General features: G+C 59.5%; 24 protein-coding genes. 18 read left to right on the forward strand and 6 right to left on the reverse strand.

The window, feature by feature from the left end:
* Positions 1 to 52 precede the first annotated feature (52 nt).
* The 5 genes from CCR95_RS04465 to CCR95_RS04485 all read left to right on the forward strand — a co-directional run bounded on the left by CCR95_RS04465 (position 53) and on the right by CCR95_RS04485 (position 3,343).
* The gene (locus CCR95_RS04465; RefSeq protein ID WP_420825644.1) at positions 53 to 388 is read left to right on the forward strand and encodes a cupin domain-containing protein; all 336 of its coding nucleotides are present in this window, start codon (positions 53 to 55) and stop codon (positions 386 to 388) included.
* Positions 385 to 1,782, forward strand: a complete 1,398-nt coding sequence (locus tag CCR95_RS04470) for a trypsin-like peptidase domain-containing protein (RefSeq protein ID WP_201092219.1) — start codon at positions 385 to 387, stop codon at positions 1,780 to 1,782. Before CCR95_RS04465 ends, CCR95_RS04470 begins: the two co-directional genes overlap by 4 nt.
* A 32-nt stretch (positions 1,783 to 1,814) precedes the next feature.
* Positions 1,815 to 2,240 (forward strand): hypothetical protein, encoded by a 426-nt coding sequence (locus CCR95_RS04475; RefSeq protein ID WP_201092221.1) that lies wholly within the window; start codon positions 1,815 to 1,817, stop codon positions 2,238 to 2,240.
* Positions 2,241 to 2,365: 125 nt separating this feature from the next.
* Positions 2,366 to 3,019 (forward strand): hypothetical protein, encoded by a 654-nt coding sequence (locus CCR95_RS04480; RefSeq protein WP_201092223.1) that lies wholly within the window; start codon positions 2,366 to 2,368, stop codon positions 3,017 to 3,019.
* Positions 3,020 to 3,073: 54 nt separating this feature from the next.
* Complete coding sequence (locus CCR95_RS04485) at positions 3,074 to 3,343, forward strand: peptidoglycan-binding domain-containing protein (RefSeq protein WP_201092224.1); 270 nt, start codon at positions 3,074 to 3,076, stop codon at positions 3,341 to 3,343.
* Between the two features lie 62 nt (positions 3,344 to 3,405).
* Here CCR95_RS04485 and lexA read toward each other — a convergent pair whose 3' ends face one another.
* The gene (gene lexA / locus CCR95_RS04490; RefSeq protein WP_201092229.1) at positions 3,406 to 3,870 is read right to left on the reverse strand and encodes a transcriptional repressor LexA; all 465 of its coding nucleotides are present in this window, start codon (positions 3,868 to 3,870) and stop codon (positions 3,406 to 3,408) included.
* Positions 3,871 to 4,036: 166 nt separating this feature from the next.
* Here lexA and CCR95_RS04495 point away from each other — a divergent pair, with 166 nt between their 5' ends.
* Together CCR95_RS04495 and CCR95_RS04500 are read left to right on the forward strand one after the other, a co-directional pair.
* Complete coding sequence (locus CCR95_RS04495; protein WP_201092237.1) at positions 4,037 to 4,954, forward strand: DNA/RNA non-specific endonuclease; 918 nt, start codon at positions 4,037 to 4,039, stop codon at positions 4,952 to 4,954.
* A 51-nt stretch (positions 4,955 to 5,005) separates the two neighbouring features.
* Positions 5,006 to 5,386: a PH domain-containing protein gene (locus CCR95_RS04500; protein ID WP_201092239.1), complete on the forward strand. Its 381-nt coding sequence runs from the start codon at positions 5,006 to 5,008 to the stop codon at positions 5,384 to 5,386.
* An 18-nt stretch (positions 5,387 to 5,404) separates the two neighbouring features.
* Here the strand turns inward: CCR95_RS04500 and CCR95_RS04505 are convergent, their stop codons facing one another.
* The gene (locus CCR95_RS04505; RefSeq protein ID WP_201092241.1) at positions 5,405 to 5,995 is read right to left on the reverse strand and encodes a class I SAM-dependent methyltransferase; all 591 of its coding nucleotides are present in this window, start codon (positions 5,993 to 5,995) and stop codon (positions 5,405 to 5,407) included.
* A gap of 45 nt (positions 5,996 to 6,040) precedes the next feature.
* Here CCR95_RS04505 and CCR95_RS04510 point away from each other — a divergent pair, with 45 nt between their 5' ends.
* From CCR95_RS04510 to CCR95_RS04520, 3 genes are read left to right on the forward strand one after another with little or no spacing between them, the layout of a single operon-like run.
* Positions 6,041 to 6,574, forward strand: coding sequence for a hypothetical protein (locus CCR95_RS04510; protein WP_201092243.1), 534 nt, complete (start codon positions 6,041 to 6,043; stop codon positions 6,572 to 6,574).
* On the forward strand, positions 6,571 to 7,728 hold the full coding sequence (locus CCR95_RS04515) for an HNH endonuclease domain-containing protein (protein WP_338115349.1): 1,158 nt from the start codon (positions 6,571 to 6,573) through the stop codon (positions 7,726 to 7,728). Before CCR95_RS04510 ends, CCR95_RS04515 begins: the two co-directional genes overlap by 4 nt.
* 7 nt (positions 7,729 to 7,735) lie before the next feature.
* Entirely contained in the window at positions 7,736 to 8,875 is a 1,140-nt protein-coding gene (locus CCR95_RS04520; RefSeq protein WP_201092245.1) for an AcrVA2 family anti-CRISPR protein, read from the forward strand.
* A 704-nt stretch (positions 8,876 to 9,579) separates the two neighbouring features.
* Here the strand turns inward: CCR95_RS04520 and CCR95_RS04525 are convergent.
* The 4 genes from CCR95_RS04525 to CCR95_RS04540 all read right to left on the reverse strand — a co-directional run bounded on the left by CCR95_RS04525 (position 9,580) and on the right by CCR95_RS04540 (position 12,706).
* Positions 9,580 to 11,160 carry a hypothetical protein gene (locus CCR95_RS04525; RefSeq protein ID WP_201092246.1) on the reverse strand — a complete coding sequence of 527 codons (1,581 nt, stop codon included), beginning with the start codon at positions 11,158 to 11,160 and terminating at the stop codon, positions 9,580 to 9,582.
* A 499-nt stretch (positions 11,161 to 11,659) separates the two neighbouring features.
* The gene (locus CCR95_RS04530; RefSeq protein WP_201092248.1) at positions 11,660 to 11,941 is read right to left on the reverse strand and encodes a WGR domain-containing protein; all 282 of its coding nucleotides are present in this window, start codon (positions 11,939 to 11,941) and stop codon (positions 11,660 to 11,662) included.
* A gap of 117 nt (positions 11,942 to 12,058) precedes the next feature.
* Positions 12,059 to 12,349, reverse strand: a complete 291-nt coding sequence (locus tag CCR95_RS04535; RefSeq protein WP_201092250.1) for an H-NS histone family protein — start codon at positions 12,347 to 12,349, stop codon at positions 12,059 to 12,061.
* A 57-nt stretch (positions 12,350 to 12,406) separates the two neighbouring features.
* The gene (locus tag CCR95_RS04540; protein ID WP_201092252.1) at positions 12,407 to 12,706 is read right to left on the reverse strand and encodes an integration host factor subunit beta; all 300 of its coding nucleotides are present in this window, start codon (positions 12,704 to 12,706) and stop codon (positions 12,407 to 12,409) included.
* 510 nt (positions 12,707 to 13,216) lie between these two features.
* Here CCR95_RS04540 and CCR95_RS04545 point away from each other — a divergent pair.
* The 8 genes from CCR95_RS04545 (at position 13,217) to CCR95_RS04580 (ending at position 23,314) form a co-directional block, all read left to right on the forward strand.
* Positions 13,217 to 14,473: a metallophosphoesterase family protein gene (locus CCR95_RS04545; protein ID WP_201092254.1), complete on the forward strand. Its 1,257-nt coding sequence runs from the start codon at positions 13,217 to 13,219 to the stop codon at positions 14,471 to 14,473.
* On the forward strand, positions 14,470 to 17,958 hold the full coding sequence (locus tag CCR95_RS04550) for a YhaN family protein (protein ID WP_201092256.1): 3,489 nt from the start codon (positions 14,470 to 14,472) through the stop codon (positions 17,956 to 17,958). The genes CCR95_RS04545 and CCR95_RS04550 overlap by 4 nt, the downstream gene beginning before the upstream one ends.
* A 345-nt stretch (positions 17,959 to 18,303) precedes the next feature.
* Positions 18,304 to 19,557, forward strand: coding sequence for an anion transporter (locus CCR95_RS04555; RefSeq protein WP_242523054.1), 1,254 nt, complete (start codon positions 18,304 to 18,306; stop codon positions 19,555 to 19,557).
* Positions 19,558 to 19,590: 33 nt separating this feature from the next.
* Positions 19,591 to 20,379, forward strand: coding sequence for a hypothetical protein (locus CCR95_RS04560; protein ID WP_201092258.1), 789 nt, complete (start codon positions 19,591 to 19,593; stop codon positions 20,377 to 20,379).
* Between the two features lie 28 nt (positions 20,380 to 20,407).
* The gene (locus CCR95_RS04565) at positions 20,408 to 20,800 is read left to right on the forward strand and encodes a hypothetical protein (protein WP_201092260.1); all 393 of its coding nucleotides are present in this window, start codon (positions 20,408 to 20,410) and stop codon (positions 20,798 to 20,800) included.
* A 183-nt stretch (positions 20,801 to 20,983) separates the two neighbouring features.
* Positions 20,984 to 21,226, forward strand: a complete 243-nt coding sequence (locus CCR95_RS04570; protein ID WP_201092262.1) for a hypothetical protein — start codon at positions 20,984 to 20,986, stop codon at positions 21,224 to 21,226.
* 887 nt (positions 21,227 to 22,113) lie between these two features.
* Positions 22,114 to 22,848: a potassium channel family protein gene (locus CCR95_RS04575; RefSeq protein ID WP_201092264.1), complete on the forward strand. Its 735-nt coding sequence runs from the start codon at positions 22,114 to 22,116 to the stop codon at positions 22,846 to 22,848.
* Between the two features lie 148 nt (positions 22,849 to 22,996).
* Positions 22,997 to 23,314, forward strand: a complete 318-nt coding sequence (locus tag CCR95_RS04580; RefSeq protein ID WP_201092266.1) for a histidine kinase — start codon at positions 22,997 to 22,999, stop codon at positions 23,312 to 23,314.
* The last annotated feature ends 838 nt before the right edge of the window (positions 23,315 to 24,152 follow it).

Consider the following 24,152-nt stretch of genomic DNA (forward strand, 5'->3'; position numbering starts at 1 on the left):
CACACCCGGTCGCCCGATGACCTGCTAACGTTGATATCCGATGGTTGGGTTTATGCGCATCGCTGGTAACCTGTTTGCCGACCTTCCTCAAGTCGTAGAGGGCGAGGTCTTCGAGGATCTTCTGAGGTGTCGCAATCTCCAGATTGAACGGATCGTCAGCAGCGATAGCCCTGATTCCGGACAATACGATCAAACGCAGGATGAATGGGTCTGCTTACTTCAAGGAGAAGCCACGCTGTGGATTGCAGGCGAGGAAGTCACGCTCCGGGCAGGCGACTACCGATTCATCCCCGCGCGGACGTCACACCGCGTCTTGAAAACATCACGCGAGCCGTGCTGTCTGTGGCTAGCGGTCCATCTCTATCCCGAGCGTCCTCCGTTTTCTTGATCCGTCCCCTGAGCATCCTGTTCCTCACTGTCGTGGCCGTCGCGGACACCGACGCGACATTCTTGATGACCATCGGCGGCGCGTGGATGCCAGAAGCGGTCGCACCCACGACGTCCACCCGTATCTTACCGGCACTGGCTGCGGCGCTGACCGTCCGACTGCCCGCATTGCGCGCGGCGAAAGCGGCACAACGGCTGGTTCAAGCGTCTGAGACTGGCCCCAGGCTGATCGGCTTTGGTCGATCCATACCCGCGCATCCGGCCCTCGCTCCGGCCAACGTCAGCGCCAAACCAGCCTGGCGGATGCTCGCGGACGGACGGCAGGTCACCGCATGGCGTGTGGAGTCACCGGGCGCGCTCGGCGTGCGCTTGGGGATGCGGTTCTTGAGTCTGCCCGACGCGGCGATTCTGCGGTTTATTGCCCCCGCGACGGGGCCTGTGGCGGTCATCTCTGGGGCCATGGTCAATGCCAGTGTGCGGCGAAACCGTAGCGCTGGCGTCCCGAACGAATCAGCGGCGCTGTACTGGTCGCCCTTGATCGAAGGGGAATCGATCATCACGGAAGTCGAATTGCCAGCCGCCATCCAGCCGGGCGGCGTCAGGTTCGACCTGAGTCGGCTGTCGCATTTCCTCCGCCTTCCCGTCTCGGGTGGTGCCCCGGACCCAACCGCCGAGAACGACTGCCACGAGGACGTCATGTGCCATCCCGGCTGGGATCCGCCCAGCCGGGCGACCGCGATTCTGCTCTACACCCGCCCCGACGGGGGGAGCGGCATTTGCTCGGGCACGCTGCTCGATGATGCGGACCCCGCGACCCAGATCCCTTATTTCCTGACCGCGCATCACTGCGTGCCCGATCAGGCGCGGGCCTCCAGCCTGGAGACCTATTGGCTGTATCGATCTCTCGCGTGTGGCGGGTCGGTCGCTGACGCTCAGGCGGTCGCGGGAGGCACGGACCTGCTGTACACCGCCAGGCCAACCGACACCAGTTTTCTGCGGTTGCGTCGCGCGCCGCCGGCGGGGGTGGTCTTCGCGGACTGGCAGACGGCACCGCCAGCCGTGGGTACGGTCGTGGCGGGGGCGCATCATCCGCAGGGGCAGCCGCAGCGCATCGCCGTGGGCGTGCTGAGTGAGTCGCTGAGTTGTCTTGCCGTCGAGGACTGTGGCGCGGACCCGGACGCTATGGAGGAGCATTTTCTACGGGTGACTTGGTCGCAAGGCGTGACGGCGGGAGGTGGCAGCGGCTCGGGGCTTTTCCTGGGGTCCGGTGAACTGGTGGGCACCCTCTTTGGGGGATATAGCGGGTGCGACCATCCGAATGGACAGGAGGACTACTACGGGCGCTTCGATCTGGCCTATCGGGCCGCGCTCTACCGTTGGCTGAGAGCGCACTGACCAACCTGTGGACTTTCGCGGGGAACCAAACGATGCCATCTATCAAGAACTGGGTCCTTCCAACCTTGACCGCTGTCGTCCTGCTGCTGGGTTCGACGGTGCTAGCCGCCGCAGAGTGCGTTGCGACGCCACCGCCCGGTTCGGTCGAGCGTCAGGCGATTCTGGACGCACTCCGCGAGCACAGCGCGAACGCGGTCAACCGCGAGATCGTGTTTGTTGTCGGCGCGCTCAAGGTCTGTTCTGGCTGGGCCTGGCTGCACGCATTCCCCCAATCGCCCGAAGGACGTGACCGTTTTGAAGATATCTCCGCACTGCTGCGGAAGACGCACGGTCGATGGCACGTCGTCGAAATCCCCTGTAGCGAACCGGATAATCCCGAATGTCTCGGTGAGCCGGGCTATTTCGCACGGTTGAAACAGCGCTTTCCCGCCTTGCCGGAAGCGATCCTGTCTGAGTGAAACGGTGTGGGGACTGGAGAGCGAATGCCCGTCGTTCTACACTCGGTTTGGGTTGAGGTTTTATTCGATCCGAACCACTGCAACGAGCGGACTTGCCCAGGGTCAGCGAGATAGGAGTAAAAAGCGTGCAAACGATCAGAATCGACTTGCGCGATGTCGATCACATCGACATCCAGGGCCGAGGGCATTTTCTGCCTCCAGCGCCACCCAAGCGTCGTTTGGACGCTACGGAAAAAAAGGCGCTGGACGGCGCCCTCGAATTATGGAAGCTGTTCAATCCACAGGCGGAGATCTTTCGCACCCCGATCGAGCTGTCCGAGCATCCGCCCAGGGTGGACATCATCCCGCCCAGTCATGTGCCGGTGGGACTAACGCCAGCGTCCAAAGCCGCCGCGACACTGGCTCTCGGACTCAACGCATCCGCTTTCGCGGTGGTTGGCATCAGCGTCGGTGGTGGGCTCTACGGCTCAACGAACGGAGAACTCGGGGTCTACAACAGCGGCGGGCTTGGGCTCTGGAGCAACATCGGCGTCTCCGCCGGCCCTCAGTACACGTTCATCTTTGGTCCCCCGTCTGACTTCGGCGGCATCTCCTGGGGCGTCGGCTGCGACGTTGGCCCCGGCTTGGTGAGCGGCGGCGCGATGTTGCTGTTCAGCCTGCCGCCATTTCGCTGCCTCGGCTATTCTGTCAGCGTTTCCGTGGGAACCACGAGATTGCCATTCGATGTCACCGTTCAGGCAAGTTTAACCACCACCAAGCCGCTGCTCTATTTCAAATAAACACCTGCGCGGAAGCTCGGGATGCTGCCGCAGCAACATGAAGGAGATCCATCCATGCGTCTTCTGCTCAGAACCGGTTCGTCCGGCCAACCCGTGAGACACCTGCAGAGTTCGATCAATTTTCTCCAGATCGTCAGTCCGCCGTTAGCGGTCGATGGGATTTTCGGACCCAAGACCCAGGCGGCGGTCATCGCCTTTCAGCGCGCACTCCACCTGACCACGGACGGAATCGTCGGTCCCCTGACTGGCCAGGCTCTGGCGGGTACCCTGTTTCTCGCCATGATTCGGCCCGCGCAGCTTCGGGGCGTGATTAAGCCGAATTAACAGCTTCCTCGTCCTCAAAGGGCTTGTCGTGCATCCAGGGAATCGATCAGTGGTACTGCGCCTCAGCCGTGCATCCGCACCGTCCCGGAGACGATCCCCAGGATCTCGATTTCGTCATGGCGCAGATAGAGCGGTTCCATGTCGGGGTTGGCCGGTTGCAGGCGGATGCCGTTGGGCTCGACATAGAAGCGTTTGAGGGTCACGCGCTCGCCGTTGATCAGGGCGACCACGGTTTCGCCGTTTTCGGCCGTTTGGCGCTTCTCGACGATGATGATGTCGCCGTCCTGGATCTGATCGTCGATCATCGAATGTCCGCGCACGCGCAGCGCGTAGCTGTTTTTGGTGACCATCTGGCTTGGGACCGTGACGGTCTCATGGTCCTCGGGCGTTTCCACCGGACGGCCTGCGGCGACGTAGCCCAGAAGCGGGATTTCCGTGCCGGGTTCGGTCTCCAGGTCGAGCGGCTCCAGAATGGGATCCCAGATCAAGCGTGTGCGTTTGGGTATCAGGTAGGCGAGTTTCGGCATGCGATCACTCCGCGAGGCTGGCTGTTTTGACGTGTCGGGGCAGTACGACAAGTCTAGCCAACCGGAAAGACAACCGAAAGCAGACGGCAATTCGAGACGAGCGACTCATCTTTTCCGTCCCCAATGATTTACCCTTCGTGGCTTTTCCTCCAAGAATCCACGAAGCATGTTCAGATCTATCCGCCTGTTCGCACTGCCCGTCCTATTTTTCTCCCTGCCCGTACATGCCGCCTTTGACGCCTGTCTCGACCAGTTTCCGAATCGCACCCCGCCGAACGTCAGCACGAGCGCTGGACAGGTGCGAGACCTCTGCATGGACAGCTTCGCCATCCTGCACTCGGGCCAATCGAAGACGGCGGTTTACGTCGTCGAGCGGTTGAATCGTGTCCGTCTTGCGGAGGCAGACGAGGAGCGCACGGATCGGTTCTACGAAGAAGCCCGCTTACCGTCCTCCCATCGGGCGCGGCTGGCCGATTACCAGGGATCTGGACGAGACCGCGGCCACTTAGCCAGCGCTGCCGACATGCCGAATCCGAACGCGATGGCGCAGTCTTTTTCGCTGGCCAACATGGTGCCCCAGGCGCCCGAGAATAACCGGGGCATCTGGGCAAAGAGCGTGGAACAGGCGACGCGGAAATACGCGATGAGGGCCGAAGGCGATGTGTTCGTCTTCACGGGGCCTGTGTTCTCGAAGCCAGTCACGACGATTGGCAGCGGCAAGGTCTGGGTACCGACTAGCCTCTACAAATTGGTTTACGATCAGGCGCAAAATCGGGCTTGGGCGTTCTGGGTCGACAATCGCGATGCCAGGATGAGCAAGCCGATCAGCTATGACGAACTGGTCAAGCGGACAGGCATCGAGTTCTTGCCGGGCATCCAGGTCAGCGGTGGGATCGCTCAGAGTTCCACGCCTGCCGTGGCCCTGACCGCCGTGGCACCATCAACGACAGTGGGCTGCGGAAGTAAACGTACTTGCAAGCAGATGGTCGACTGCGCCGAGGCGAGGCATTATCTCAACGATTGCGGGGTGTCGTCGCTGGATGGGGATGGCGACGGGATGCCGTGTGCCAAGCTCTGCCGGTAGGCTATTGAACGCATTTTAACCCACGCCAACTCACACGACGGGAGCGAGACCATGGGCCTTTTAAGCGGATTGCTGGGCAACGCCTCCAGCGTCGATCTCGGCAAGATCACCAAGCAACTCGAACCGATCCTGGCCGACGCGGAAACGGTCGAGCTGGCCTTTCAACTCATCCGCGATCAGTTCGTTTTCACCAGCAAACGGTTGATCCTGATCGACAAGCAAGGACTGACCGGCAAAAAAGTCGAATACCTGTCGATTCCCTACAAGTCAATCAACCGGTTTTCCATCGAAACCGCCGGGCATTTCGACCTGGACGCGGAGATGAAACTTTGGGTCGGCAGCGATCCCACGCCGATCGTCAAGGAATTGCGCGGCAGCGAGAATGTCAGCGCGATCCAGAGGGCGTTGGCGACGGCGGCGCTGATGGGGTAAGCATTGTGCGGTGGCGGTTCAGTCTTTCCGGCAAAGAAGCAGGGTATTCAGCCATCGCTCATCTCCGCGCCCCGGTCGACGATCCGCCGTCGTCCAGGTGTCCCGCTCGCTGAATGCCGGTGACGCCGCCAGCAGCGCGGCCAGGCCCGTCTCGTTCAGATCGGTGAAGCGTCGCCCGCCGTGCTCGCGCTCGCCCTGTCCGTACTTGAACGAGGCGTAGAGCGTACCGTTCGGTTTGAGGGCCACCGCCAAACGTTCCAGCACCACGGGCAGATCTAACAGCGGCACATGCAGCAGACTGGCGCAGGCCCAGATGCCGTCGAATTCTCCGTGCCAGTCGATGTCCTGGAAGTGCTTCACCTGGACCGGCAGCCCGCAATGCGCGGCGGCGAGGGCCGCCAGGGTCGGAGATGCATCGAAGGCGGTGACGGCGTAACCACGCGCGAGAAAGGCGCGGGCATCGCGCCCGGAGCCGCAACCGGCATCTAGGATGTGGGCGGAGGCGGGCAGATGGGCGAGGAAACGCGCGTACAATGGCGCGAGATCGACGCCGACCGTTTCCGAGAAAAACGCCTGCGCGTGGTCTTCGTAGTGGGAATTCGAGACCATCCAGTTAGCACTCAACTTTGCGTTAATTTTCAACGGACCAATACGATGGATGACCAGCAAGCACAACGCATCGCCGACAATCTCCCAGGTTTCCTGCTGTCCCGCAATCCTGACCAGATTCGGGATGCGTTTCGCGCGCTGGTCTTCCTCGACGGACAGCGCATTCGCCACCTGGCCGAGCCGGTCATCGCCGAGACCGACATCCCGGATCTGCTGGAAGAGTTCGATGGCGATCTGCCACAGGCGCTCCACCGGTTCATGATGGACGTGTTTGTGGAAAGCGTCCTGGAGACGTTGCGCGAGAAAGCGCCGGAAGTCGACACCTCGGTTGAACACGATGCGGCGTCGTGGATTGAAGCGAACGCGGCGGCGATCACGGCGGCGAACATTGGCATCCTGGAAGCGGCGTTGCCGCACGAGCGCGTTCCCGTCCGGCGCACCCTGATCGAGTTCCACCACCAGATCGATTTCGAGGCGTGGGAAGCCGACCAAAATGCCACGATCCAGAGCGTCTGGGGGGACATCGAGACCCAGATCAAAGGGCGGCTGGCCAACGCATCGACCACTGCGGCGTCGTGACCGCCATTCTCCCGATGAGCTTGCCGGAAGCGCGTGGCCTGAACATTGGGGCGCTCGCCGGGCTGTTTCGGAACGTTACCAATTCCTATAAATTCGTGTTCTTCCTGGCGATCCTCGACTTGCTCAAGCGACACGGATTCGATGCGACCCGGCCCTATCCCTATGCCGAGATCACCATCGAGATGCTGGCGACCGCTTGGTTCGCGCATTCGTTTTTCAAGCTGTCGTTCGGCGCTCAGGACACCATCGCGAAAAAGCTCGATGCGCTGGACCTGGATTACCTGACGCACGCGAATCTCTTTGCCAATGACCGGCGTGCCCTGCGCGCGGCGTTGCAGGCCAGCGATCCCAAGGATTCGGGGAGGCTGATGGATTTCGTGCCTTACCGGCTGCTGATTCCCTTCCTTGAACCGCAATTGCGCGGGGTCGACAAGGCTGCCTGGACGATCTTCGAGAAGGCCATGCCAGCGATCGCCAACGCCCACTACGCCACCGCGCGCCCGCTCTATCGCTTCGACAACGACGACTACCGGCACTGCTCAGGCATCCTCTGGCATCCCGATTGGGTCGCCTATTTGAAGGAGCATTACGCCATCGTTCACGGTTGGGCGGCTTGGCACTGGCTTGGCTACATGCAGAAGCGCAACCCCACGACGCCCGGACTGGCGAACAAGCTTTTTCCGCCCGTGAAGCGCGATGCGCTGACGCGGCAAACCAAGTATTGGCGCACGATCCTCCAGCACCCGGACGGCCCCGCACTGCGCTGTATCTATTCCGGGGAACCGCTGTCTGTCGAACGGTTCGCCCTGGATCACTATCTACCCTGGTCTTTCGTCGCTCATAATCAGATATGGAACCTGATCCCAGCCCCGCCCGGCGTCAATTCCTCGAAGTCGAACCATCTCCCGAGCGAGCACTATTTCCAAGGCTTCGTGGCTTTGCAGCATCAGGGCTTGCTGATCGCCAGCCGGATCCTGACGGCGGGCCAGTTCGCCAAGCAGACTGAGGACTATCTCGCGGACCTGCATCTTCCGTCATCGGCGGCGCTGCTGGACCTCGAACAGTTGTCCCGTGCCTATGCGCAGAATATTGGCCCACTCCTGACCCTGGCGACCAACCAGGGCTTTACGTCTGATTGGCAGTACGCCCGCTGAGATCCCCATGGAACGCCTGAACGACCCCAGCCTCATGCCCTTGCCGCATCCTGTGCGCTTCGATGCCGCCTCGGGAACGCAGCCGGACACGGGACTCTACGAGCATTACGGGATCATGGGCACGTTGCGCCCGTACCTGACCGACGCGACCGCCTCGACCGAATGGATCATCAATCATTGTCCAGGGATGCTGGATCTGGCGATGGCACATTTCGGCGTGATGGCTGGGCAGGACATGGGATCGTTCATCCTGACGCTGACCCGCTCCCGTCTACGGGCGCATGGCGATCCGATCCTTCAGGTCACGCCGGCACTGCAATCGATGTTGGCGGAAACCGATCTGGCCGAAGACCTGCCCGTCAGCTTGCTGCGCGGCAGCGCGCCGTTGGCTTTCGTGGAGTTCGCCCGTCCCAATCTGCTGCGGGTGCCGAACCGTTTTACCGGGCTGCATGAATGCGAAGGGGTCTACATCGGCGACTACCGTTTGCCGCCGTTCTATCATGAGATTTTGGGGCAATCCGATCGCGTTCGCGCCCTCGGTCTCGATACGACCAAGCCCATCCGTGCGATCGAGATCATGATCATCGGCTCGCCCATGGGAAAAGCGCACGCCCTCGACGATGCGTCCCAGGATCTCTTGCTGCTGATCCAGGATGAGGACGAGAGCCTCAGCGCCGTATTGGATCGCCATATCCGCTACTACAACGCGCCGGAAGCGTACAGCCATCCTGGATTGACGCCGTTCAGTCCAGATGAGGTGGCGATGACGCGACCGGTGATCTTCGAGTTAGCAAAGATCCTGCTCTATCTGACTCTCCCCGAGGCCGAACGGCTGGAGATCCCCGAGCGCTCGGACCTGGAGCGGCGTCTGAAAAAGTTCGGAAAGCTCACGGCCAAACGGCGCGAGCGTTTGGCGAGTGCCTATGATCGGATCCTGATCGGTCCCCGGACCTTGCCGGAAACTGACGCCGGCAATGCTGACGAGAGCCATCGCAGTCCGCGACCCCACTGGCGGCGCGGTCACTTACGGCGTATCCGCTACGGCGAGGGTCTGGCGGAAAGCCGCTTGGGCTGGATTCGTCCGGTGCTGGTCAACGCGACCGAGGCGTTCAGGGCGGTGAATGGCAAACCGTCTGTCGGGCAGTAGTAACATGGCTGTCAGACAAGAAGACCAGTCTCGCGGCGAGGGTTTTTCCCGCCGATCCAATCACCGTGACTCGCCCATCTCATCTCGGACGATTTCAGGGGTCCATTGGTTTGATGGCGTGGATCACGGATGGGAAGCCGCCGCCTTCAGGGTAGAAAAGGCATCACAGGGATGAACACGAAAATGCGCCGACTGTCGGCAGAATCTTCTACTCACCGAAACCTGGTGGCTGAAAGACGCGGGGAGCTGCCAGCTAACCTCCTGGGCTCAGTGACGCTTCCGTCCCAGTTGCGGGCAGTGGCACTTTCTCCGTCGACGTCTGAAGTCCAGTGAACAGCCGACGCTCGCCCTGTGCGCGAGCTACATATACCGCCCCCCGGAACTCGTTCCTATAACTCCCGGTTAAGCTCGACTTTGGCCATTTTTTGCAGCACCCCAGCCGGGTAACTGCCTATAAAATCATGAGGGCGGAAAATTAGAGGCGGTCGGGAGACCGAAACGCGGAAATTGGACCCTCGCTACTCTTTGGGGGGCTTCGTAAGCGTCTGATCCAAAAGATTTGCTGGTTAGTGAAAATGGCCAAAGTCGAGTCAAGAGGAGAGGTCCTGTATTTGATAATCAGACATGCCGGCCGAGCTAAGAACCTGAAATGGTATAGCTTCAGTAATAACTTCCGCCTGGATGTCAGGTTAGCTGTTTTTTAATCAGATGGCCGTAAGCGATGCGATTTCGCTTTCTTCAGGAAGATCGTTTTTCTCTCTGAAAACGACAGTGTGAATCTTTTTTCCAGACCGAGCGCAGACGTACATGTAAATGTCATCACCGACTTTGGCGAACTCGTACTTAATATTCGTATTATCTCTCTCTTCATCAACCGATCCGTTGCTCATAAATACCGAGGGTTGCAACACAAGCAGTCGCTGACTCGTAGCGACGAACATATATTGCTTTGGCGGCAAAAGACACTGAAAATCGATACAGGAAATGATCTTCTCGTCAGTTTTTAGCAGCCAGCGCAACGGAGCTACATTTTGCAAAATCTGAATTTCGCTAGGCTCTGGAAAGATGTGCCCTACGAATCGCTCCTGCACTTCTCCTATTAACTGACGGAGTTGAACAGCCGCGTTTCTTGTAATCTCCTTTTTTTTGTTGCGCCCCCAAATAGTCAGACCGAGTGAACCAGGGCATTCCATGATCAGTGAGAAATACCGCCAGAGTGACTCTAAGCTTGGCTCCAGCGTCTCACGCATGGCACCCAAATCACGTTTCGCGTGATCCTTAACTGTTTCTGCAACTGCTCCCTCAGACGCATTAGAATTATTTCTTCTCAGGTTGCGAGCAACACGCAAGGCCCAATAGCTGTAAAGACTTTGAAATGCTACAATTAGAGTAATTAGATCTTGAACTAAGGATTCACCGTGTTCGTTCATCCACTGGAGTCGATCTTTTAATAATTTCTTCTCGTTGAGATCAGCGACTCTCATCTTTACCCGGCGCTCGACATCCCTGCGTAACCTGTCGAGTTGGTTTTCCATTTCCGGGCTAAAGCCCTCCCATACCGCGTCGGATACCTCTCCTGCGCGATTCGCTTCAATTATTGCGTCGCGTAGCCGTTTCGCTCTCGAAGCTACGTCGCTCCTTTGATCTGTAACTATTTCGTTAAGAATTTCTGTCGAGACCTCTACAGCTTTTGCAGCCAGGCCCTCAATCCGTCCTAACTGCCATTGCAGCGCCATCAGAGTCAACGCGACTCCTGCGCTTGCAGCAACCGCTAAGGGTGTGGCAGCGCCGGCAGGTAGCCATTGAAGGGTTCCGACGAATTGTCCACCGGATCCTGATAGCGCTCCAATGTTCCAGCCAGCGCTTTGAAGCGTCTTTGCGCCACCGTCTAATAGTGCGAGCGTCTCTGGCGAAAGTCGCACTAAGCCATGAGCCTGGTATGCCGCTTGAGCGACTTGGGCAACCAAGTTGGCGGTAGATGCAGACTGCCCGACGGTTTGCCCGAGGGACGCCTGACTTTGCTGGGACGTCGGGGGGAATTCGATCGCTTTACCGAGAGCATCCAGAGCGTCTGAAGGCATCAGTGTAAAGTCGTATAATTCGCCGAAGGAAATATCCGTCTTGCTGTCAGCGGGGGCGAACAGGACGCAGACCCCCTTCTCCTCCGTGGCAACCAACCAACCCTTCGGCTCTTCTCTCCCCGGGTGCACGATTGCATGAGGCTCCGCAGTCACCACAGCCGGCTGCCCTTCACGGGGATTATTTTTGCGCGTATGTCTTGACATCTTTGTCCTTCATCCTTTAAGGGGTTTCCGAGCTTACCTGATTGTCGTTATCAGTGCATTTTGCAGAATTTTTCTATAGGAAAATGCGGAACTTATCGGCAGAATGCTCCTATAGTTCATCGCTCCTTATGCGTTTCAAACAGGTTCCGAAAGCATCTAACGGCCAGCGCTGATGCCCTGGGACGCGGCACGACGAGGGCGCCTGCGGAATTGCGGGGGATTGCGGTGACAGTTTAATTAACTCGAGGCATCCGCTCGCATCGTCGAACTAGGGTAAGCCAGATCCCGTGTGTCCGCTATGCATTGGTCTCCCGGCACTAAACGCCGCACCCTCTTTGACCGCTCCCCGCGTTTAAGCGTCACTGAACTCAGAAGGATGGCTTAGATCCGCGCGGAATCCAGGTTATTTGGCGTGGTGTCGGCAACGTCGAGCGGGAGCATCGGGCATGCGCGTTGAGCGGACATTCCCGCCTCGCCCCGCCGTCGACCGCATGAAGAGTCACCCATTGGAAATGCCGCCAACGGGCGTCCTCGGGACGACAGGATCCGGCCTCGTTCCTTCGCTGGACGACTCCTGGTAGCCACGTTGCCGCCGTCGCTTCTGAATAGCATCGAGGCGCTCCAACCCCGCGGCATAGGATGGGACATAAACGACGCGCATCCGTCCCCGCCGCGAACCCAAGCCGCCCCAGACCAGGATCAGGGTCCAGTCGTCGAACAGATCCTGCACCAGCTCCGCTTGGTAATAACGCCCCTTCTCCGGATGGATCCAGCGGTTCATGAAGCGTAATCGATCCAAACCATGGGAAGAACCGAAACCGTCCCAGGCGATCCATCAATCCGCGTGAAAATGGCATCGGTTGAGGAAGATGAGGGAACAGGTCACCCGAATCAGACCCTAAATCCGAAAATCGTCGTAGTTTTTGCCTTTGATCCAGCCCGGCGCACGGCCATGACCATTCCAGGTTTTGCCCGTTTCTGGGTCTCGATACATCAGAGCAGACTTCTCTGCGGCTTGACGTTGACCACGTTTCTTTTTGGCTGAGAAAAGATCGTCCGCCGTGAGTTCATACTTATCAACGAGTGCGCGGATCTCTTTGAGGACATTCTTACGTTCGCTCGCACGTAATTGCTCGATCTGCTGTTCTAGTGTTTTCTGTTGCGCAAGCAGTTCGTCGAGTGTCGTCATTAAGTAAATCTCAAATAGAAGAAAGGAATGATAATATAGACGATACGCGACGGAAAATCATCTGGATTGAGATGCTCTCACATCATTCACGCGCTCCCGTAGTTCCTTGCCGGGCTTAAAGTGCGGGGCATACTTTCCGGATGTCATGATGGTTTCCCCGGTTTTGGGATTGCGGGCTAAACGGGGCGGCCGATAATGTAGTGAGAAACTTCCAAAGCCCCGGATTTCGATCCGCTCGCCGGTGGCTAATGCCTCGCGCATCTGATCTAGGAGTGCCTTCACGGCGGCTTTCACATCGGTTTCCGCCAAGTGCTCCTGATCGCTGGCGAGGTGTTGGATGAGTTCGGATCGCGTCATTCCGATTTGTTCCGGCACACAAGAAGGTCACGAGTTTAACGTCCCTCGATGAGATCGGATAGCCGAAACCGCTGGCCGCTCAAATGAATTGGAACGCAAGAAGAGCAGGGATGACTTTCGGATTGTTATAGCGGGAGAAGGGAGAGAAAACGGGAAGCGCTAGGAGCGGAGAGCGATGTAACCGCCACACCAATGCAGGGAGTCGCTCGAAAGGAGGCGGCTAATTTCACGACGACGTTTCATTACGTCCATAGCATGACCATGTGAGGGCAGGCGCGGTTCTCGATCTCAAGAATCTGGCCATCGAATGTTCAGTCTGATCCTTTGGGTGACGCTGGCTCAGCGTTCCGGTCTGTCCGCTGTTGGAGTCCACGACCGATGACGCATCATTTCAGTGAAGGACATTTGCCATCAGGAGAGAGACGTTGGCCAAATACCGGCTGAACGACGCGCATCTCTGCCTGGCTAAAAAGAAGGCCGCCTAAATCAACGCCTGAGGTTCACGCGCCCATGTTTCGCTTCATCCATGCCGCCGATCTTCATTTGGACAGCCCACTCCAGGGCCTGCAAGCGCATGATGGCGCGCCGCTGGAGGTGCTGCGCGGTGCGACCCGGAGGGCCTTCGAGAATCTGGTTCAGCTCGCGATCGACGAACGGGTTGATTTCGTAGTCATTGCCGGCGACCTCTACGATGGCGATTGGAAAGACTACAGCACGGGTTTGTTCTTTCGGGGCCAGATGGCCCGGCTCAATGCCAGTGGCATTCCGGTCTACCTGATTGCTGGGAACCATGATGCAGCTTCGGTCATCTCGAAGAAGCTTAGCCTTCCCGACAACGTGCGGGTGTTTTCCACGCGCACCACGGAATCGTTCGAGGTGCCCGGGCTGCCAGCGGTCATTCATGGACGTGGATTTCCCAAGCGCGCCGTCCCCGAGAATCTGGCCCTGGACTATCCGTCCGCCATACCGGGCAAGTTCAATCTGGGCCTGCTGCACACCAGTTTGACGGGGCGCCCCGGCCACGCGACCTACGCGCCCTGTTCCGAGCAAGACCTGCGCAGCAAGGGCTACGGCTACTGGGCGCTGGGGCATGTTCATCAACCAGAGGTGATTAGCCGAGACCCGTGGATTGTCTTTGCTGGCAACTGCCAGGGACGGCATGCCCGCGAAACCGGGCCGCGCGGCTGTTGCCTGGTCAGTGTGAATGAAACCCTCGACGTCGAAACCTTGGAACGGCGCACGCTGGATGTGGTGCGCTGGCAGGATGTGCGGGTGGCGTTGGACCAGGTGGAGAAGGAAACCACAGTGACTCAGCGCATTCACGAGGCCATTGCCGAGGCCGCGACGATGGCCGAGGACCGCTTGTTGGCCGCCCGGATCACCTTGACCGGGGCAAGCCCGCTGCACGGCAGCCTGCACCGCGAGGCCCAGCGCTGGAGGGCCGAGATTCTGGGGATCGCACAGGACTTTGGCGAGTCCACGGTCTGGGTCGAGCAGATCAAAGTCGCAACATCACCGGTGTATGACCTTGGCCAGCTGGCGGAGCGCGACGCCCTGACCAAGATTGTGCTGGAAACGCTGGAGCAGGCGACCCACAGCCCGGATGACTTGCCGGACGACATCGTCGAGATGCTCAATGTGCTGCCGGTGGACGTGCGGGCCGAGGTGGAAAGGGAATGGGAGATGGACCAGCGCGCCGCGCTGATGGCGGATGTCCGAGCGATCATTTTAGATTCGCTCCAAACGGAAGGAGGAACGCCCGCATGAGATTCCAGCGACTGCACATTTCCGCGTTTGGCCCCTTTACCAACCTGGATCTTTCGTTTCCCTCGGAGGGGCGCGATCTGCATCTGATCTATGGGGAAAACGAAGCCGGCAAGAGCTCCCTGCTGAGAACCATCCGCGATCTGTTGTTCGGCATTCACGTCCAATCCCCTGACAACTTTCTGCACGACTACAAGCAGCTGCTGGTTCTGGGCGAGATTGAAAACCGGGCGGGTGAACAAATGGTGTTTCAGCGTCGCAAGGGCAACAAAAACACCCTTTTGGACCGGGATGGAAATCCCCTGCCGGACAATGCCCTTCAGCCGTTCCTGGGAGGTGTTGATCAGGCCCATTTTTCAGCGATGTTTGGTTTGGGCAGCCGGGAACTTCGCGAAGGTGCTATGCAATTGCTCAAGGGAGAGGGCGAAATCGGTACCGCACTCTTTTCTGCAAGCCTCGGAGGAACGCCGATCCAGCGTGTTCTGGATGTCCTGGTTGAAGAATCCGAGCGGCTCTTCAAAGGCAAGAAAGCCAGCGTGTCGATCAGACCGGCAGTGCACCAACATAAGGATTTTGTGAAGCAAAGCCGCGAGGCTACGGTTAACGCCGAGACATGGGATCAGCTGGAAAAGGATCTGACGCAACAGGTAGCAGTCCAACAGACGCTGGAGGACGAGATTAACGCAATCGCGCGCGAGCTTGCCTGGGTTGAACGCTGTGAGGATGCCTTGCCAAGCGTCGGACGTTTGAGCGACGACAGACGATCGCTCGGCGAGCTTCCCCCAATGCCGAATGTCGCCAGTGATTTTGTTGAACGGGCGCGCTTGGTTCGCCGCGCCGTCGCCAGCTCCAGCGATCATGTCAAGACGCTGACCACCCAGATCAGTCAGCTCGAAGCCCAACTGGCTGGCTGTGCCAACTCCCCGAGTGTCCTGGCTGAGTCGGAGGCGCTGGACTTCCTGCATCAGGAACTGGGGGTGTATCGCGAGCAGAAGAAAAGGCTTGCAAGGCTGAAAGAAGAACTAGCAGGCATCGAACTGGTCTTGCGAGTGGGAATGAAAAACCTGGACATCTCGGGTGAACTGCCAGCCCTGGAAACCTTACGCCTGAGCCGTGCCGTGCAGCTGAGTTGCGAGGAGGCCGTAAATGCCCTACGGGGCGCGATGAAACAGCATTCCGAGAATGCGGCCACGGTCGAAGCGTTACAGACAGAGATTGAGAATGATAAGACCGAGTTGACCCTGCTCCCGGAAACCGACCTGACGCCGCTGCGAGAGGCTCTCGCGGAGGCTGCAGAAGCGACGGAAGCCAATAAGACGCTGGCCGCAAGCCAGGCGGAGGTCGAGAACCTGATCCGCATGGTTGCCACCGAACAGGCGCTGGTGCCGGGTGTCCCCGAGGATCCGGACGCCGCCACATGTCTCGCCGTTCCCGCACCCGCCACCATTCGTAAATTCCGTGAACAGTTTGACCGCCTGGAGCGCGACATCGATCAGGCCGACAGGCTTGCCCGAGACGAGGAGCGAAAGATCAAGGAATTGGAGGACGAATTGCGCCGTCTTGAGCGGCGCGGCGCGTTGCCATCCGATGAGTCCCTCGGGCGCGCCAGGGAGCATCGCGACCACGGTTGGCAATTGGTCCTTGCGGAATGGAAGGGGGACGGAGCGAAGGAACCGTTCGACCCTGATGTGCCGCTGGAGGACGCCTTCCCGCAAGCGATCCTCAAGGCGGACACCATCGCCGATCAATTGCGACGGGATGCCGAAGCCGTTGCTCAGGCTGAAGAAAAGCGTCTCCAGATCCGAAGCAGCCAGAAAACGATCATCGAGGTGAACGAGGCGCTCGCTTCTCACTGGGATGCGGTCGCGACATGCCAGGCGGCGTGGGAGGCGGAATGGGCGCTAAGCGGTATCACCCCCCGTTCGCCCGACGAGATGGACGACTGGCGTGAACACTGGATTCGCTTCAGAGAGACGGTCACCAGGCTGAGAGACGCCGAGGCCGCTTGCCGTGCCAGGAAGACCAAGGTTCAGGCCGCCAGAGACACGCTGGCGACCGCTTTGATGGCGTCTCCCAACAAATCGTTTTCCGTGCTGTTCAAGGAGGCCGTAGACCGTGTTCAGAAAGGGGAAGTATCGACAGGGCAGCGCAACGCCATCGGTAAGCGCCTCGAACATCAGAAAAAGACCCTGGCGGGACTGGATCGAAAGTCTGTCGAGCTGCTTGGCGCGGTCGCAACGGCAAAGGCAAACTGGAAGTCGTGCTGTCGGACCGTGGACCTGACGGAAGACACGACGCCGGAATCAGGTCTGAGATTGCTTCAGGAACGGAAGGATCTCCTCGCGAAATTTGACACTTGGCGCAAACTGTCCGACGAAGCCGGGACCACCGCAGTCGCGATCAGTCAGTATGAACGTAGTGTTGCTGAAAAGGCGATCACGCTGGAGATTGAAGCGGACCTGACGGAAGGGCAGGAGGCAGGTCTGTGGAAGGCGCTTTCGCAGGCTCGGAAAGCGCAGGCAGAGCATGATCAACTTATGATTCAGATGTCAAGCGCGAACGCTGAGCTGACGACCGCGAGACAGACGGAGGCACAGACGTTACAAGACCAGGCAGAATTGATGCGATTGTCCAACTTGGAGATGCCGGAAGAACTGGAGCCGCTGCTCGCCAACCTGGAGAAGCGCAAGGCCATACAAGACCGGATCGATGGCCTGAGAGAAACGCTCAGCGCGCTCGCTAGAGGCCAGGGGGTAGATGAGTTTATCGCGCTGGTTCAAGCCGAGAACGCGGATGACTTGCCGCAACGCAAGGTCAGTCTGGCAGGCCGAAAGACCGATAATACCCGGCTCATGCAGGAACTGCAGGCCAAGTTGACCACGTTGAATCAGGCAAAGAACGCACTGGAAAAGGCCGGGGACGCGGCTGCCGATTTTCGCCAGCAGGCGGAATCCGTGGCGGCGACGTTGAAGCAGGACGCGGCCCGATTCATCCGTCTGCGGTTAGCGGCCCATTTCCTGCGAAATCAAATCGAACGGTTTCGGGAGGAAAACCAGGGGCCACTACTGGAAAAATCCGGGCAGGCGTTCAAGCAGATGACTCAAGGCGCCTTTGACGGTCTCGCGGCGACATTCAACAACGAGGATGTCCCGGTGATGGTTGGCCGCCGGGTGGGCGGAGCCACCGTGCCGGTGGAAGGAATGAGCGATGGATCCCGCGATCAGCTCTACCTCGCTCTTCGTCTCGCCGCGATGGATCGTTATCTGGAGGACTATGAGCCGATGCCGCTCATTCTGGATGACTTACTGATTACTTTCGATAATGAACGAGCCAGGGCGATCCTTCCGCAGCTCGCGGATCTCGCCCGGCGGACTCAGATATTCCTGTTTACGCATCACGCTCATCTGGTTGAGATCTGCCGGGAGACGGTGGGTGAGGGTCAGTTCAAGCTCCACAATCTCAGCCGCGGTTTTCATCACCCGGGCTGAAATATGTGCCAATTCAAGTTATTTTCGGTCCAGGTCGCACGATGCGGGATAGCGGCTTTGCGCCTGCTGACCCAATTACGGCAGCCAGAGACAGGTATTGTTGATGTGTACACATGAAGTCGCGCAAGCATGTCCGTATGCTGAGATAGATGCAACCATGCCTATCCGCTTAGCTCCCAAGATGGTCGATCTTGGGTAGCGCCACTCGTGCCAAACACGGAGATGTGTTACCCCGCCTCGCAACGCCTTGCATTAATGTAAGTTCCCGCCCTGCACGGCGGTCCGAAACACGTATCGAGTTTGGCCATCCGCCAGAAACTTGGCTTGGGAGACAACCGGATAGGCATGGAGAATTCCTTGACGCCCTTCATCGTCATCGTCTTCGTGCTGGTCTACCTGGGGATGCTGCTCGGGGGGCTGCCCTGGCTCCAACTCGACCGCACCGGCGTGGTGCTGCTCGGGGCCATCGCCCTCGTGGCCACCGAGGCGGTTCCGCTCGATCAGGTGTGGCAGGCGGTGCATCTGCCGACGTTCGCCCTCCTGTTTGCCTTCATGGTGATCTCGGCACAACTGCGCCTGAGCGGTTTCTACGACTGGACGATCAGGCGCCTGGACCGTCCGGCGCTGTCGCCGCCGGCACTCCTGGGGGCCGTGATCGCGGTCGCCGCCCTCCTGTCGGCGATCTTCAGCAACGACATCGTGTGTCTGGCCATCGCGCCGGTGCTCGCCCAGGTGTGCCTGCGGCGCCGTCTCGATCCGATTCCCTTTCTGCTGGCGCTCGCCTGCGCCGCCAATCTCGGTTCGGCGGCGACCCTCATCGGCAATCCGCAAAACATGCTGATCGGCGAGACGCTCCGGTTGGGATTCGCCGACTATCTGGCCACGGCCGCGCTCCCGGTGATTCTGGGGCTAATGGCAATCTGGGGCATCATCGGCTGGAGCGGTCGCGGACAGTGGCAGCGCGACGCCGGGCCGAGCGAACCGCGCGAATGCCAGCGCATCGAAGATCGGGGGATTGCCTTCGACCGCTGGCAGACGTTCAAGGGGCTGACGGTCGCCGGCGTCCTCTTCGCCGCGTTTCTCTGGGCACCCTGGCCACGGGATCTGCTGGCGCTCGCCGGGGCCGGGCTGCTGCTGACGAGCCGTCGGCTACACTCTCGTCACATGCTGGGCTTGGTCGATTGGCAACTGTTGATCCTGTTCGTCGGCCTGTTCATCGTCAATCATGCGCTTCAGCAGACAGGACTGCCGGCGCGGGTGGTCAGTGACTTGGCACAGGCCGGGCTGGACCTGCAGGCACCTCTCCCGCTCTTTGCCGCCAGTGTGCTGCTCAGTAACCTGGTCTCCAATGTCCCGGCGGTCATGCTGCTGTTGCCGGTGGCGACGCATCCGCTCAGCGGTCCGCTGTTGGCGCTCTCCAGCACCCTGGCGGGGAATCTGTTGCTGATCGGCAGCATCGCCAACCTCATCGTGGCGCAGGCCGCCGCGCAGCACGGCATCCGCCTGGATTGGCGCACCCATGCCCGCGTCGGCATCCCGGTCACCCTCGTGACCCTGGGGATTGCGGCGCTGGCGCTTTGGGTTCAGCAAATGCGCTAGCATCCGAAACAGGAGACAAGAGGAGGAAAGAGCATGAATGATCGCAGACAACCACCGCGACCTTTCGCCGGTGCGTTACTCGGTGCCCTCATCGTGGCAACCAGCATGGTTAGCGCCGATCCCGCCGTCGATTCGATCCTGTCGCGCATCTATGACGGCTACGACCAGCAAAACGCCTGCTGGCGTGCCCGCTCGGAGACGCCCGGTGGGTTTTGCTGTCTGAAAATCGATCGTCAGGATCGCATCGAAACGGCCAGCGGTCAGCGTCTTTATGTCTTGCTGGCCGGCGGATGCTTTGACAGCGAGGGAAAACCGGAAGACACACATGTCAGTACCGGGATGATCGGTGCACTGGCGATCGGAATCGGACCGAACGAAATCAGTATCTTAGCCGGGGATCCACGCATGCCGATGGGATCCTGGGGGACGGCTCCAACCGACTGGACGCTCGTGAAGCTGGGACCAGCGGATTATTGGGGTTGGCTCAACACCCTTGGCTATACCGGGCAAGGACGCACGGAAAGCGTCTATATGATTCTCGCGCCCTATGGAAAGCGGATTCGCGATCTGGGCGGCATCAAGGCCGGATTTGATGATGCGGGTGCTTGTGTCGAGGAAGACCACTGCCCGTCAACCGCTCTTGAAACCAAACTCGATATCGACAGCCTCCAACTTGATGCCAAGGTCTTTCCCTTGCTGATCACGCTCACTGGACAGATCGAGGGGCGACCGATCGCGCCCAAGACCTGGACGTTACCATTCGATCCCGATTCCTGGACCTATGTCGAACCGGACGATTGGCCGCTCGCCGCCGATGAGTGAAGCGAGCAACGCTCAGGAGCTTTCCGCGATGCCATTGACCGACCGCCGCCAGGGCTACGCTTACGCTGGTTTCCAGTTCTCGGAGGATGGGACCGTGGCGCACGGTGGCGGGATCGCCTATCGCGAGCGGCCCTTTCCCCCCAGCGCCCGCCGACGTTTCCGGCTCTGGCTGGCGGTGGTGCTGCTCGGCACCTTCCCCGGCATCCCGCTGCTGGCCGCGTCCGGGCTGCATGAGCGGCTCTTCTGGATCGTGATCCCTTTTCTCGCGCTGGCCTACTGGCTGCACCGACTCATCCATGCCTGCCCGCGCTGCGGCGGAGCCTCGCGGGTGCTCAAGACCCCGCATCACGGCGCGCCGGTGCTTTATCTCTGCCCACGCTGCCGCACCTTCTTCGAGCATGGGGAGATCGAGGGCGGATGACCGTGGAAATGAGTCGGACGTCCTGACCAGGCGGCTTTTCCGATCGACTTGGTCGATTCATCGAAGCCTGCGCGCCATCGGCACACTGCTGGTGGCGCTGGGCATGTTCCTTCACAACAATCGCTTCAGGCCGTCAGCCGCACGACGGCTTGACGGAGCGACGCAGACCGCCGGAGATGCGCGATGACACGCTGGGTCATGCTGATCGTCGCGTCGCTGCTGGCGCTGCCGGTCGGGGCGCGTGAACCGAAAGACCGCGACCAAGACCGCCGCGACAAGATCATTCGTCCCTTGATTCCTGGAACGTCCGCGCCGGATGACGGTGCTCCAGCGGTCATCATCAAGAATGGGAAAGTCTACGATCTGATTCCGGGGACGCATGTACCGAATGATGGCTCGGGTCGCTCTATCATCCAGGGGCGATGACCGTATCACCCCGCGCGTCAATTCAGCCGCGATGGATGGCGGCCGGCCTTGTTAACCGTCTGTGCTATCTTCGATTCGGCTAGGTCTGACACGGTGAATCTCCCGGCCGTCACCTCGTCCGCGAGGCGCGTGGGTGGTTAAATGGGGAGCTGTAGGGAGTCCCCAGCCTGGCTCTTCCCTTTTCGGTAAAGCCCAGCGGCCTTGAGCGTCGGCGCTGCCGATCACGGTCTTCTCGAAAGCTATAAGCCGTGTGCTATGCTCGATTCATGGGCGGCGCTTGGCGGACGTTTATTTCGGGGGCGCTTGGCGCAGCATCGATTACCGCCCGCCGATAGTGCCTTGATGACCAGGCCAACCAGCCCGGTCGTCGACTGTCTCGAAACAAGCCCTTGTCGATCAATTCTCGCGGCGATAGCCGCCCTGACGGTCAATACGGCAGGGTGTCCAGAACCCGGACTGGGCGGGGTGCAACGGTCGAAAGGCGAGCCGACCGGACCAGGGCCGCAGGGTTTTCCGGGTGTACCCCATCATCGATCGGGCGCAAGTCTTGCCATCACGCAAGCATCGCCTAACGGGCCGCTCAAGGGCGAACCCCGCAAACGGCGCGGCACTGATTCTGCAACGCCGTGCCAGCGTGGCCGCTTGACCGATTCGTTATGCGGTGAAGAAGTGAGCACGAGCAGCAGACTGCCCCTGGCCTCGCCATGATCACAGTCTGCTTCGCTGTCGAAGCGCTGCCTGACCCCCGCGAAGCGCGCGCTGTATTGCGCCCTTCGCGCGCGCCGGCCCCTCGGACGTCGTCGCACGAGTGCTCAATCGAAAGCTGAGGACCACTTGGGGTCAACCGTTCATCGTGGCGAACCGTGCTGGTGCCAATGATAACCGCCATGGCCGTGTCGACGGCGCCGGTTGAGTACACCATCCTCTGCATTCAACTTGATTGCTCAATGCGAAATCTGATCCGAAAGTTCCAGTCTTACTGGCTGGCTGATGCCAGTTTCGTCACCTTGCTGATCATGCTCCTTGCCGCCGTCTTCGTACTCCCGGTCATCATGGAACTCAGTGGTCACGGAGTGCTGCTGTTCAATGTCCTTTTGCTCAGCGTATTTCTTTCAGGGATCTTCTCGACGCGCAGTGTGGGGCTCATCTCCCTCTCCGCACTTTTGTTCAGCGTTCACCTGGCTTTGCGAATCATTCGCTTCGGAGAGAACCCTTATTCATTCTTTATCTTTGAGAATGTCATCGGCATCGCCAACACGTTGGTCTTTATCTTCATCAATCTCAGGCTGCTGTTCCGAGACCAGAGCGTGAACGCCTACCGGATTGTCGGAGCGGTAAATGTTTACCTCTTGTTGGCACTCATGGGAGCGCTGACTCTGGAAGTCATTCATGCCGTGACCGGTGCTTCCATCGGCGGTCATGTCGTGCTGAATGGGACGGACGATGACTATGTTCACTTCATTTATTTCAGCCTGACTTCGCTCACGACCGTGGGCTTCGGAGACATTTATGCGGTCAACACGGCCGCGAGGATGCTGGCGACTTTTTTATCCACTCTCGGCGTCCTGTTTCCGGCCATCGTCATCGCTCGTCTGGTCGGATTGGCTTCCAGCCAGCGTTGATTGCTCATTCGCGGCGAACTGGGGCCACAGGTGAGCGCCCGGCTCGGCCCTGCCGGTCAGCCGATAGGTGCATGTTACCCTTGAACTGTCACGATCCCTTGTCATTAGGAGTTTGACGGCGTTTCCACCAAACCACGGAGTTTCGAGCATGTCAGAATCACTTCTGGAGACTCGCCTGAACGGAACGGTCGATTGGTTCGAGGCCGGTTCCGCCGTGTTCGAGGGCGTGACCGAGGATCCCGCGTCGTTGCCCCCCCTCAACGACAGGCAGGCCCAACGGTCTTGGTTGGCGGGCTTCCTCGCGTCTTGGTCCGAATGGCTGGACCGTCGGGGGCTTGCGCTGTCGGATGAACGGGAATCCGAGACCTTGGATGATCGCCTCACCCGGACCTTGCGCGACCGTCCCGAGTTGCTGCGTCAACTGCGCTCCTATCGTCTCGGCTCACAAAGCTGGTCTGAGCACTAAACCAAATTGTCAGACTCTCGCCGCTGGTTTCTGGATTCCGGGAGTGGAGATCGCGCAAAGGGTGTGCAGGGTCGGCATTGGAGGGCCGATTTTGTGATCGCGGTCACGTACTTTGTGGACGGAACGGAGGACTATCGCCATGCGTCAACGGCGCGTCGGTTTCGCCGCCCGGACGGTTGCTCACAGATCATTTCCCTGTGCGGCGGTTGCCCGGAAGCGACGCATGACAAATGTCGTTACATGGATCAAAAGGGCAAGTTTATGCTTCAACGAAACGACACCATGCGCCGCGCGGTAGGAAAGATGCCCGCTGGTGCTCTACCGCTCCAAGCGGATTTATCCGATATCTAAAGACGATCTACGGGGAGCATCGATGAAGAAAAATTTCAGAGTTATTTACAAAGACAAGATTGGGAACTCGTTATCAAGTCAAGCATCGACAATTGTCAAAGCAACATCCGCAAGTGAGGCGCGAGGTATGGTCATGGCTAGCTCTGCTGGCCGAGAGAGGGTGATTATTTCTGTCGAGTAAAAGTAGCGCGGTAGCAAGGTAGGAGGGGTAGAGTGGCCATGCGATGATGCTGATCTTTAGCGCAATAGCTAATTGGCCACGAAACCCATAATGCCTAACAATCGGTTCAAGAGCGGACCCCGCAGACGCGCCGGAGCTTATTCTGCAACGCCGTACCAGCGGGGCCGCTTAACCGATTCGTTAGTGCGCCAAGCGAAGCTTGGCGCTTCTTGCCGGGTGCAAGTCCCGGTCGGGCAAGGGTCAGCCACCCACCCGTATCGAGTGTTGCGCCTCTGGCGGAGCGCGGCGAATGGTCGAGAGACTGTT

Source organism: Thiocystis minor (assembly GCF_016653465.1).
Classification (GTDB): Bacteria; Pseudomonadota; Gammaproteobacteria; order Chromatiales; family Chromatiaceae; genus Chromatium; species Chromatium minus.

Coding starts and splice junctions, on each gene's coding strand:
- CCR95_RS04465 (WP_420825644.1), top strand. CDS start 53: ATGCGCATCGCTGGTAACCTGTTTGCCGACCTTCCTCAAGTCGTAGAG.
- CCR95_RS04475 (WP_201092221.1), top strand. CDS start 1,815: ATGCCATCTATCAAGAACTGGGTCCTTCCAACCTTGACCGCTGTCGTC.
- CCR95_RS04485 (WP_201092224.1), top strand. CDS start 3,074: ATGCGTCTTCTGCTCAGAACCGGTTCGTCCGGCCAACCCGTGAGACAC.
- lexA (WP_201092229.1), bottom strand. CDS start 3,870: ATGCCGAAACTCGCCTACCTGATACCCAAACGCACACGCTTGATCTGG.
- CCR95_RS04495 (WP_201092237.1), top strand. CDS start 4,037: ATGTTCAGATCTATCCGCCTGTTCGCACTGCCCGTCCTATTTTTCTCC.
- CCR95_RS04500 (WP_201092239.1), top strand. CDS start 5,006: ATGGGCCTTTTAAGCGGATTGCTGGGCAACGCCTCCAGCGTCGATCTC.
- CCR95_RS04505 (WP_201092241.1), bottom strand. CDS start 5,995: ATGGTCTCGAATTCCCACTACGAAGACCACGCGCAGGCGTTTTTCTCG.
- CCR95_RS04510 (WP_201092243.1), top strand. CDS start 6,041: ATGGATGACCAGCAAGCACAACGCATCGCCGACAATCTCCCAGGTTTC.
- CCR95_RS04520 (WP_201092245.1), top strand. CDS start 7,736: ATGGAACGCCTGAACGACCCCAGCCTCATGCCCTTGCCGCATCCTGTG.
- CCR95_RS04525 (WP_201092246.1), bottom strand. CDS start 11,160: ATGTCAAGACATACGCGCAAAAATAATCCCCGTGAAGGGCAGCCGGCT.
- CCR95_RS04530 (WP_201092248.1), bottom strand. CDS start 11,941: ATGAACCGCTGGATCCATCCGGAGAAGGGGCGTTATTACCAAGCGGAG.
- CCR95_RS04535 (WP_201092250.1), bottom strand. CDS start 12,349: ATGACGACACTCGACGAACTGCTTGCGCAACAGAAAACACTAGAACAG.
- CCR95_RS04540 (WP_201092252.1), bottom strand. CDS start 12,706: ATGACGCGATCCGAACTCATCCAACACCTCGCCAGCGATCAGGAGCAC.
- CCR95_RS04545 (WP_201092254.1), top strand. CDS start 13,217: ATGTTTCGCTTCATCCATGCCGCCGATCTTCATTTGGACAGCCCACTC.
- CCR95_RS04550 (WP_201092256.1), top strand. CDS start 14,470: ATGAGATTCCAGCGACTGCACATTTCCGCGTTTGGCCCCTTTACCAAC.
- CCR95_RS04555 (WP_242523054.1), top strand. CDS start 18,304: ATGGAGAATTCCTTGACGCCCTTCATCGTCATCGTCTTCGTGCTGGTC.
- CCR95_RS04560 (WP_201092258.1), top strand. CDS start 19,591: ATGAATGATCGCAGACAACCACCGCGACCTTTCGCCGGTGCGTTACTC.
- CCR95_RS04565 (WP_201092260.1), top strand. CDS start 20,408: ATGCCATTGACCGACCGCCGCCAGGGCTACGCTTACGCTGGTTTCCAG.
- CCR95_RS04570 (WP_201092262.1), top strand. CDS start 20,984: ATGACACGCTGGGTCATGCTGATCGTCGCGTCGCTGCTGGCGCTGCCG.
- CCR95_RS04575 (WP_201092264.1), top strand. CDS start 22,114: ATGGCCGTGTCGACGGCGCCGGTTGAGTACACCATCCTCTGCATTCAA.
- CCR95_RS04580 (WP_201092266.1), top strand. CDS start 22,997: ATGTCAGAATCACTTCTGGAGACTCGCCTGAACGGAACGGTCGATTGG.